General features: G+C 72.3%; 7 protein-coding genes. 3 read left to right on the forward strand and 4 right to left on the reverse strand.

What is annotated here, in order from left to right:
- From VN520_RS34295 to VN520_RS34310, 4 genes are all read right to left on the reverse strand, one after another.
- On the reverse strand, window positions 1–363 hold a 363-nt coding region (locus tag VN520_RS34295; protein ID WP_325750853.1), incomplete at its 3' end, for a class I SAM-dependent methyltransferase.
- 34 nt (window positions 364–397) lie between these two features.
- Window positions 398–1,885: a tripartite tricarboxylate transporter permease gene (locus VN520_RS34300; protein WP_325750854.1), complete on the reverse strand. Its 1,488-nt coding sequence runs from the start codon at window positions 1,883–1,885 to the stop codon at window positions 398–400.
- A 3-nt stretch (window positions 1,886–1,888) separates the two neighbouring features.
- Window positions 1,889–2,455 carry a tripartite tricarboxylate transporter TctB family protein gene (locus VN520_RS34305; RefSeq protein ID WP_325750855.1) on the reverse strand — a complete coding sequence of 189 codons (567 nt, stop codon included), beginning with the start codon at window positions 2,453–2,455 and terminating at the stop codon, window positions 1,889–1,891.
- Complete coding sequence (locus VN520_RS34310; protein WP_325750856.1) at window positions 2,452–3,435, reverse strand: Bug family tripartite tricarboxylate transporter substrate binding protein; 984 nt, start codon at window positions 3,433–3,435, stop codon at window positions 2,452–2,454. Before VN520_RS34310 ends, VN520_RS34305 begins: the two co-directional genes overlap by 4 nt.
- 91 nt (window positions 3,436–3,526) lie before the next feature.
- Here VN520_RS34310 and VN520_RS34315 point away from each other — a divergent pair, with 91 nt between their 5' ends.
- The 3 genes from VN520_RS34315 to VN520_RS34325 all read left to right on the forward strand — a co-directional run.
- Complete coding sequence (locus VN520_RS34315; protein WP_325750859.1) at window positions 3,527–4,267, forward strand: response regulator; 741 nt, start codon at window positions 3,527–3,529, stop codon at window positions 4,265–4,267.
- 124 nt (window positions 4,268–4,391) lie between these two features.
- A complete protein-coding gene (locus tag VN520_RS34320; protein ID WP_325750857.1) occupies window positions 4,392–5,966 on the forward strand; it encodes an alkaline phosphatase D family protein in 1,575 nt (524 codons plus the stop codon).
- 460 nt (window positions 5,967–6,426) lie between these two features.
- Window positions 6,427–7,456: DUF3533 domain-containing protein (locus tag VN520_RS34325; RefSeq protein ID WP_325750858.1), on the forward strand; the 1,030-nt coding region annotated here is incomplete at its 3' end.

Genomic DNA, 7,456 nt, shown 5'->3' on the forward strand with positions numbered 1-7,456 from the left:
GGCGGGGTCGGGCAGCAGCCACACCGTGTGCCGGGCGAGGATCACGTCGAAGCGCTGCTTGCCCACCGGGGGGTGTCCGGCGTCACCGAGGAGCACCTCGGCCCCGGTCCCGGCCAGCTTGGCGCGTGCCCGCTCCACCATGCGCGGCGACCGGTCGACGGCGGTGACGCGGTGTCCCTGACCGGCGACGAGCAGCGCCAGGCTGCCCGTACCGCAGCCGAGGTCGAGGACCGAGGAGCGGGCGCCGGGCAGCCAGGTCTCCATCCGCTGAGCCCAGGCGCTGCGGACCACCGGGTCGTGGAGCCCGTGGTCGGGTTCCTCGTCGAAGGAGTCGGCGGCGGCGTCCCAGTCGATCGTGGTCATGCCCGTGATTCTCCCAGCCGCCACCGACAGTCCCTCACGGCCGGGTTCTGCCCAGCGCCTTCTTCACCAGCGGCCACACCAGGATCAGCGCGACGATGACGTAGACGGTCACGGAGAACGGGGTGTCGACCAGTCCCGTGACGCTGCCGTCGCTGATCTGGAGGGCGCGCCGCAGCTGCTGCTCGGCGGACGGACCGAGGATGACCGCGATGACCGCGGGCAGGATCGGCAGCCCGTACCGTCGCATGCCGAAGCCGATCAGGCCGATCACCAGCAGGATCACCAGGTCGACGGCCTCCCCGCCGACCGCGTAGGCGCCGACGGCGGCGAAGAAGAGGATGCCCGCGTAGAGGTAGGGGCGCGGGATCCGCAGCAGCTTCGCCCAGAGCGGCGCGAGGGGCAGGTTCAGTGCGAGCAGCAGCACCATGCCGACGAAGAGCGAGGCGATCAGGCCCCAGACCAGCTCGGGTTCACGCTCGAACAGGAGCGGCCCGGGCTGGATGCCGTACTGCTGGAAGGCGGCCAGCATGACGGCGGCGACGGCCGTGGTGGGCAGGCCCAGCGTGAGCATGGAGACCAGGGTCCCGGCGGCGGAGGCGGAGGCCGCCGACTCCGGCCCGGCGACGCCCTCGATGGCGCCCCTGCCGAATTCGTCGCGGTGCTTGGAGAGCCGTTTCTCGGTGACGTACGAGAGGAAGGTGGGGATCTCCGCGCCGCCCGCGGGGATCGCGCCGAACGGGAAGCCGATGAAGGGCCCGCGCAGCCAGGACTTCCAGGTGCGCCGGACGTCGTCCTTGCCCAGCCAGGGGCGGCCGACGGGGATCGGCTTCCCGGTGGAGCGGCGCAGGTGCGCGGCGACCCACAGGGCCTCCCCGATGGCGAAGAGCCCGACCGCCACGATCACCACGTCGATGCCGTCGGCCAGTTGGAGCGAGCCGAAGGTGAGACGCTGCTGGCCCGTCATCTGGTCCAGGCCGACGAGGCCGATGGTGAGACCGATGAGGAGCGAGGCCAGGCCGCGGATCCGTGAGGAGCCGAGGACGGAGGTGACGGCGATGAAGGCCAGCACCATGATGGCGAAGTAGTCGGGAGCGCCGATGTCCACGGCGAGCGAGGCGACGGTCGGGGCGAGGACGACCAGCAGGATCGTGCCGATCATGCCGCCCGCGAAGTGTCCGACGGCGGCGGCGGCGAGCGCCTGCGCGCCACGCCCGGCCTTCGCCATCGGGTTGCCTTCGATCGCGGCGACGACGGCCGCGCTCTCCCCCGGGGTGTTGAGGAGGATCGAGGTGGTGGAGCCGCCGAACATCGCGCCGTAGTAGATCCCGGCGAACATGATGAAGGCACCGGTCGGTTCGAGTCCGTACGTCACCGGCAGCAGCAGGGCGACGGCCATGGCGGGGCCGATGCCGGGGAGCACACCGATCGCCGTGCCGAGCAGGACGCCGAGTGCGGCCCAGAGCAGGTTGACCGGCGTGAGCGCCGTGCCGAAGCCGTCGATGAGGGAGTTGAGGGAATCCATGGGTCAGAGCACCCCCATCAGCGGGCCGCCCGGGAGGGGCACCCCGAGCAGGTTGTCGAAGACGAAGTAGGTCGCGAGGGAGAGCCCGGCCGCGATGAGCGGATCGCGGTCGTGGTGGCGGCTGCCCAGCGCGTAGGCCGAGCCCCAGAAGAGGAGGGCGCCGGAGATGGGGAAGCCGAGCGGGCCGATGAGGACGGCGAAGGCGAGGAAGACCCCGGTGAGCAGGGCGACGGTGCGCCGGTCGGCCGGTTCGTCCAGGTCGACGTCCTCGCCGCCCTCCGCCTCGCCCCGGCCGCCGCGCAGGACGTCGACGGCCAGCAGCACGGCGACGGCCAGCAGCCCGATGCCGACGACGACCGGGACGGTCCTGGGACCGACGGGCCCGCGCTGGGTGATGTCCACGCTCATCGTCAGGGCGTCGGTCAGGACGAGGACGCCCAGCACGAGCAGCAGGACGCTGACGCCGAGCTCGGAGTGCTCGCGCAGCCAGGAACGCCCCGCCGCGGGGCGGGAGGATGCGGTCCCGGGCCCGGAAGGCGTCGGCCGGGAGGGTGTGGGCTCGTCCGTCACAGTCCCAGCTCCTTGAGGACGGTGGCGACACGCCGGTCCTGGGCGTCCAGGAAGTCGCCGAAGTCGTCGCCGGCGAGGAAGGCGTCGTCCCAGCCGTTCTTCTTCATGGAGTCGCGCCACTGCTTCGAGTCGTGCAGTTCGCTCACCAGCCCGATGAGCTTGTCGCGTTCGGTGTCGGAGAGTCCGGGCGGGGCGACGATGCCGCGCCAGTTGGTGAAGTCGGTGTCGAGACCGGCCTCGCGGAGGGTCGGCGCGTCGAGGCCCGGGACCCGCTTCGGGCCGGTGACGGCGAGGAGCCGCAGCTCACCGGCCTCGATCTGGTCGAGGTACTCGCCGACGCCGGAGACGCCGAAGCCGACCTTGTTGCCGAGGATCGAGGCGAGCAGTTCGCCGCCGCCGTCGAAGGGGATGTAGTTGACCTGCTCGGGGGCGATCCCGGCTGCCTTCGCCATCAGCATCGGCGCCAGGTGGTCGGGCCCGCCGGGTGAGGATCCGCCGCCGACCGGGATCTTCCCCGGGTCCTTCTTCCAGGCGGTGAGCAGCTGATCGATCGTCTCGTACGGGGAGTCCTCGGCGACGACGACGATGTCCTGCTCCTCGGTGAGCCGGGCGATCGGGGTGGTGTCGGCCAGGGACGTGGGCGACTTGTTGGTGTGTACGGCGCCCACGACACCCAGCCCCATGGACATGGCGAGCTTGCCGTTGCCGTGCTCGGCGGCCAGCCGGGTCACCCCGACGGTGCCGCCCGCGCCTGGCAGGTTGAACACCTCGATGCCGTGGGTGAGCCCGGCGTCCTCGGCGTTCTTCGCCGCGGTGCGCGCCGTGATGTCGTAACCGCCGCCGGGTGTGTTGGGAACCATGAAGCGCAGTCCGGGGATCTGCGTGCCGGTGCCGGAACCGCTGCCGGTGGAGAGCAGCGGCGGCCCGACGACCACCAGCAGCGCGGCCCCGAACAGGGCGAGTGGAGTGCGCAGTCGCACCGGATGCCGCCTTTCGAGCCATACGTCGCACGTGTGTGAGGTGGCCCACATGTTGCCTGCGCGTCAACGAGCTGTCGCCGTTCCGGAACCAATGGACGTTGTGGTCGTTGTGGTCGCGCCCTACGGTGTCGGCGTGACGAAAGTGCTGGTGGTGGACGACGACTTCATGGTCGCGAAACTGCACAGCCGCTATGTGTCCGCATTGGACGGTTTTACGGTCGTCGGTGTGGCCCACACGGGCGCCGAGGCCCTGCGCGCGGCCCGTCGGCTGCGTCCCGATCTGGTGCTGCTCGACATCTTCCTTCCCGACATGGACGGGATCCAGGTGCTGCGGGAGCTGCGCGCGGCGGAGGAGCGGGACGGGGGCGCCCACAGCGCGGACGCGCTCTTCATCACGGCGGCGCGCGACGCCGGTGTGGTCAGGGCCGCCCTGCGGGCGGGTGCCCTGCACTACTTGATCAAGCCGTTCCACCGCTCGGCGCTGCAGGAGCAGTTGCAGCACGTGGCCTCGCTGCGCAACCGTCTGGACGCCCTGGACGAGGCCCGTCAGGAAGCCCGCCAGGAGGACGTGGACCGCATCTTCGGCACCCGTCCTCCGGGCTCCCGCGAACTCCCCAAGGGCCTCGCGACCCGTACCGCGGACCTGGTCGAACGCGTCCTGCGCGACCACCCGGCCGGACTGTCGGCCTCCGAATGCGCCGAGGCGGGTGCTCTCTCGCGGGTCAGCGCGCGCCGCTACCTCGAGTACTTCGCGGAGACGGGGCGGGCCGAGGTGACCCTGCGGTACGGCGGGACGGGGCGGCCGGAGCGCCGCTACCGCGCGGTGTCCTGAACCGTTCGCCGTACAGCCGCCCTGTTCACATGCCGCTCGGCCCCCGGCCATGCGTTGAGTGTGAGCATGACATCAATTCCCGGCAGCGTGTCCGAGGTTGACGCAGCGCAACCGAGGAGGACCCGTGGTCGCGAATTCCGTGTCCCGCAGGCAGATGTTCGGATTCGGCGGGGCGGCAGCCGCCGCGCTGATGCTCGGGACGGGGGCGTGGGAGGCGCAGTCGGCGTTCGCCGCGCCCGCCCTGAAGGGTGACCCGTTCACCCTGGGTGTCGCCTCGGGCGACCCCACGTCGGACGGTGTCGTGCTCTGGACGCGCCTGGCTCCCGACCCCTTCGCACAGGACGGCCTCGGCGGCATGCCGGCGAAACCCGTCCGCGTCCACTACGAGGTGGCGGCCGACGAGCGCTTCCGCCGGGTGGTGCGCCGCGGCAGCGTCGTCGCGTCCCCCGAGCTGGCGCACTCGGTCCACCCCGAGGTGCACGGGCTCGCCCCCGACCGCACGTACTGGTTCCGCTTCAAGGCCGGCTCCGCGGTCTCCCCGGTGGGGCGCACGCGCACCACCCCGGCCCCCTCGGACTCCCCGCGCGAGCTGAAGTTCGCCTTCGCCTCCTGCCAGGCCTGGCAGGACGGCCACTTCACGGCGTACCACCACATGGCGCAGGAGGACCTGGACCTGGTGGTGCACCTGGGCGACTACCTCTACGAGTCCGGCGTCAGGACGAACAAGCGCGGCGTGACGACCGATCCCAGGTTCCACACGGAGACCCTCGACCTGGCCCGCTACCGGCTCCAGTACGGCCTCTACAAGTCCGAGGCGCCGCTGCGCGAGGCGCACGCCGCCTTCCCGTGGATCATGACGTTCGACGACCACGAGGTGGAGAACAACTGGGCGGACGAGACCTCCGAGAACGACGAGGACCCGGAGACCTTCCTGCAGCGCCGGGCCGCCGCCTTCCGGGCCCTGTACGAGCACGCGCCGCTGCGCCGCACACAGCTGCCGAACGGCCCCGACGTACAGATGTACCGACGGCTCCCCTACGGCCGGCTCGCCGACTTCACGATGCTCGACACCCGCCAGTACCGCGACGACCAGGCCTGCGGCGACGGCACGTCCGCGGACTGCGCCGACCGCTTCGACCCGGACCGCACCCTGCTCGGGGCCCGGCAGCGGGACTGGGTCCTCAAGGGCTTCAGCCGCTCCCGGTCCCGCTGGCAGATCCTCGGGAACCAGGCCCCGATGGGCCAGACCGACCAGGACCCGGGCCCGGGCACCACGGTCTGGACGGACCCGTGGGACGGTTACGTCGCCGAGCGCAACCGGCTGCTCGCGGAGGCGGGCACCCGCGGGGTGCGCAACCTCGTCGTCATCACGGGCGACCGGCACCAGAACTACGCGTGGGACCTCAAGCGCGACTACGCCGACCCGGAATCGGCGACCGTCGGCTCGGAGTTCGTGGGCACCTCGATCACGAGCGGTGGCGACGGCGCCGACATGACGGCCCAGGGCGAGACGTTCCTGGCGGCGAACCCGCACATGAAGTTCTTCAACAGCCGGCGCGGTTACGTGCGCGTCACGGTGGACCGGGAGCGGTGGACGAGCGACTTCCGGGTGCTGCCCTTCGTGACGAAGCCGGACGCACCGATCAGCACGCGCGCGAGCGTGGTCGTGGAGGACGGGACGCCGGGCGTCCAGGTCTGACGCCCTGCCCTGGCCCCCACCACGGGCCCACCGGACCTGGTGCCGAACAGCGCCTGCTCCAGGCGCTGTTCGGTGCCGCACCCCGGCGGCGGGGCGGTGAAGCCGGACCCTGGGGCTCGGGGCCGGGCTGCGGGCCGAGCCGTGCACGTGGTGCGGACGGCCCGTCGGGCGACGCGGCCGGTGGCGGCCGAAGCGGTACCGCGGTCGCCGGCACCGCGTGAGAGCCGGTGTCATGAACCTCCTCGGCAAGGTGCTGGACGGTCTCCGGGCCCCGGCGCCGCGTCGGGGCCGCTCCTGCGCCGACGCCGCGCGGAAGGGGTTCCTGAGCTCTCTCCTGTCCGTCCCGCGCTCGCCACACCCTTCGATTCGAATCTTCGGTCGTCAATCGAGGGCGGGGCTCCCTCCGCCATTCGGCCCGGTCCCGCCTGCGCGAAGAACGCCCTGCCCGGACCGTGGGGGCATGACTTTCGCTGACGAGGTGAAGAACGCCGTCACCGCACGGGCCGCCCTGCTGGTCGTCGGCGTACTGGCGCTGCAACTGCTGTTCATCGCCTCCTACGTCGGCGCGCTGCACAGGCCCGACCCCACCGATGTGCCCTTCGGGGTCGTCGCCCCGCAGCAGGTGTCCGGGCGGCTCGTCACCCAGCTGGACGGCCTGCCGGGCGGCCCGCTCGATCCGCGCGCGGTCTCCGGCGAGGCCGAGGCGCGCCGGCAGATCCAGAACCGCGACATCGACGGCGCCCTGATCGTCAGCCCCACCGGGGCGACCGACACGGTGCTCGTCGCCTCCGGTGGCGGTACCGTGCTGGCCACCTCGCTGACCAGGATCATCGAGCAGGCGGAGGGACCCAGGCAGCGCACGGTGCGGACCGTGGACGTGGCCCCCGCCTCCCCGGACGACTTCGACGGCCTCTCGTCGTTCTACCTGGTCGTGGGCTGGTGCGTCGGCGGCTACCTCTGCGCCTCGATCCTGGCGATCAGCGCGGGCGCCAAGCCGGCCGGCCGGCAGCGCGCGATGATCCGCACCGCGGCCATGGCCCTGTACGCCCTCGCGGGCGGGATCGGTGGCGCGGTCATCATCGGCCCGGTCCTCGGCGCGCTCCCGGGCAGCGTGTGGGCCCTGGCCGGCCTGGGGACCCTCACCGTCTTCGCGGTCGGCATGATCACGCTCGCCCTTCAGGCGCTCACCGGTGTCGTCGGCATCGGGCTGGCCGTGCTGCTCATCGTGATCGCGGGCAACCCGAGCGCGGGCGGCGCCTTCCCGCTGCCGATGCTGCCGGACTTCTGGCGGGCGATCGGCCCCGCCCTGCCGCCCGGCGCGGGGACCTGGGTGGCGCGCTCGATCGCGTACTTCAAGGGCAACGCGGTCACCGGTCCCCTGCTGGTGCTCTCCGCCTGGGCGGTCGTCGGCACGGCCCTGACCCTGCTGCTGCCGACGCGCCGCCGGAAGACGGGCGAGTCCCGCCGGGCGGCCACCTCCGGCGGGGGTC

The organism is Streptomyces sp. (genome assembly GCF_035563135.1).
Classification (GTDB): domain Bacteria; phylum Actinomycetota; class Actinomycetes; order Streptomycetales; family Streptomycetaceae; genus Streptomyces.

Bases quoted from the DNA above. Each gene is read 5' to 3' on its own strand.
- VN520_RS34300 (WP_325750854.1), bottom strand. From the start codon at position 1,885: ATGGATTCCCTCAACTCCCTCATCGACGGCTTCGGCACGGCGCTCACG.
- VN520_RS34315 (WP_325750859.1), top strand. From the start codon at position 3,527: ATGGACGTTGTGGTCGTTGTGGTCGCGCCCTACGGTGTCGGCGTGACG.